The 1,580-nt window shown below is 59.6% G+C and carries 3 protein-coding genes; 1 reads left to right on the top strand and 2 read right to left on the bottom strand.

Translation table 11 applies throughout. From position 1 onward, the window contains the following. Positions 1–277 precede the first annotated feature (277 nt). Entirely contained in the window at positions 278–514 is a 237-nt protein-coding gene (locus EOA22_RS33085) for a hypothetical protein (protein ID WP_013525027.1), read from the top strand. Between the two features lie 264 nt (positions 515–778). On the opposite strand, the gene EOA22_RS38320 is transcribed toward EOA22_RS33085, so the two are convergent. Both EOA22_RS38320 and EOA22_RS33090 read right to left on the bottom strand, forming a co-directional pair. Next, positions 779–1,000, bottom strand: a complete 222-nt coding sequence (locus EOA22_RS38320) for a hypothetical protein (protein WP_206521450.1) — start codon at positions 998–1,000, stop codon at positions 779–781. 76 nt (positions 1,001–1,076) lie between these two features. Then, positions 1,077–1,580 (bottom strand): PDZ domain-containing protein (locus EOA22_RS33090; protein WP_127390579.1); only part of this gene is annotated, 504 nt, incomplete at its 5' end.

The following is a 1,580-nucleotide window of genomic DNA, read 5'->3' on the forward strand; positions in this document are numbered from 1 at the left end:
GGCTGCGTGGATGATCCAGGAGGAGTTCCACCAAGTGGCCTCAGTGATGGCGATCATCTGGATGACTTGCCGGGTCTTCGCAAATGCCGAGCGCATGGGCTCCGTCGATTTCTGCGCCCTGCGCCCTATGTGGCGCGCGTTTGGCTAGGTGAAGGGCGCCCATTGCGCAGCCCCTGATCTTGCGCAAGGGAATCCTGCGACAGCCCTCATTAGATCGGTTGCAAGTGCTCCATGAAATCTCCATCTAGTTCAGTTGTAGTCAGAACGCGGTCAAACGATGACACGGCAAGAAGTTCTCTCCGTCATTGGATCAGCCGACGATATTACGGTTGCGGAGATCATCGCAACGGGTGCGTCGATCGAGGAATTGAGAGAGGCATGGGCATGGGCTTTTGCTGACGAGGCGTTAATGGGACAGGGGCGCCCGCTTCCGGGAACACGAGCGGCCGCGCTTATTGACCTGCTTAAGCCCGACGAGGACGACCCGGCTGAACCGGGCACCCGTCTGGAGTAAATCAGCAAACCCATCGAATGTGCAATTCGGTCTTGTCATCCACGGCAGCGTTGCAGACACTTTCTCGGTGAAACCGACCTTTGTGCCCGTTTCAGTTCAGTCATAGGTCTTGCGCGTGGGCTCCAGACTCCCGACCATCGTAGCCGAGTAGCAGGCATCACAGGCCTCGTGCGGCTCAGTCGGCCACTGGATAACGCTACAGCATTGATCACACAGCCGATTTGGAGATCGCCCACTTCTCTTGCGTTCACACGCCAGAGATCGCTAGTCTAAACCTGTGGCGCGAAGTTCCTTACATCGATAAAAGCACACGCGCTCAGAAGCGGATCGCAGGCTTTTGTTGTCCACCTGTGTGGTCGCCGGATGCGCCGAAACGTAAGGACTTTCGCCTCGCCGACCGGAGTCGCCGACCGTGCGCGCAAAGCCGCAGAGCAGTTCCCGCAGCCGCATGTTGAGCCGGACCGCCACTTCAAACATACCGCTCATCAGCTTCACAACTCTGGTGCGCTCCGGTAGGGGGCCAGCCCAGCAGCACAGATCGCGACGCCGTCTGGCCTGTCAGTCAGGAGTTTGCCACAGCAACGAAAAGCGATTGTCCCTGCCGGTCGATACGGAACAACACTGGCTTTTTCTGCTGACGGGATTTCGCCCATTCCTCGCGGACGTCAGACGGCTGGGTCATGTTTCGGTTGTTGGCCGACACGATGACGTCGCCGGGCCGGATGCCGCTTTCGGCCGCAGGACTGTTGGGAGCGACATCCTGGACGAACACGCCCGTGGTGTCGGCCTGCAGGCCGAGTTGCTGGCGCGCTTCGTCCGGAATGGCGCTCAGCGACATACCAAGGCGCTGGTCCTCAGTCCCCAGGCTTGGAATGGCACCGGTCTGTTCCTCCTGATCCCTGCGTCGATCGACAGTCAGCGACAATTCCTGGTTTGTGCCGCCCCGGTTCGTTGTTACGGTGACTTTCGATCCCGGCTTCTGGCTTGCTGCCGCCAGCGTCAGGTCATGGACGCCTTGGATGTCCTTGGCGTTGAACCGGGTTATCACGTCGCCGGCCTGGATTCC

Origin of the sequence: Mesorhizobium sp. M7A.F.Ca.US.014.04.1.1 (assembly GCF_003998745.1) — a bacterium.
GTDB lineage: Bacteria > Pseudomonadota > Alphaproteobacteria > Rhizobiales > Rhizobiaceae > Mesorhizobium > Mesorhizobium ciceri.

Excerpts from the sequence above, each read along its gene's own strand:
- EOA22_RS33085 (WP_013525027.1), top strand. The coding sequence starts at position 278 with ATGACACGGCAAGAAGTTCTCTCCGTCATTGGATCAGCCGACGATATT.
- EOA22_RS38320 (WP_206521450.1), bottom strand. The coding sequence starts at position 1,000 with ATGAGCGGTATGTTTGAAGTGGCGGTCCGGCTCAACATGCGGCTGCGG.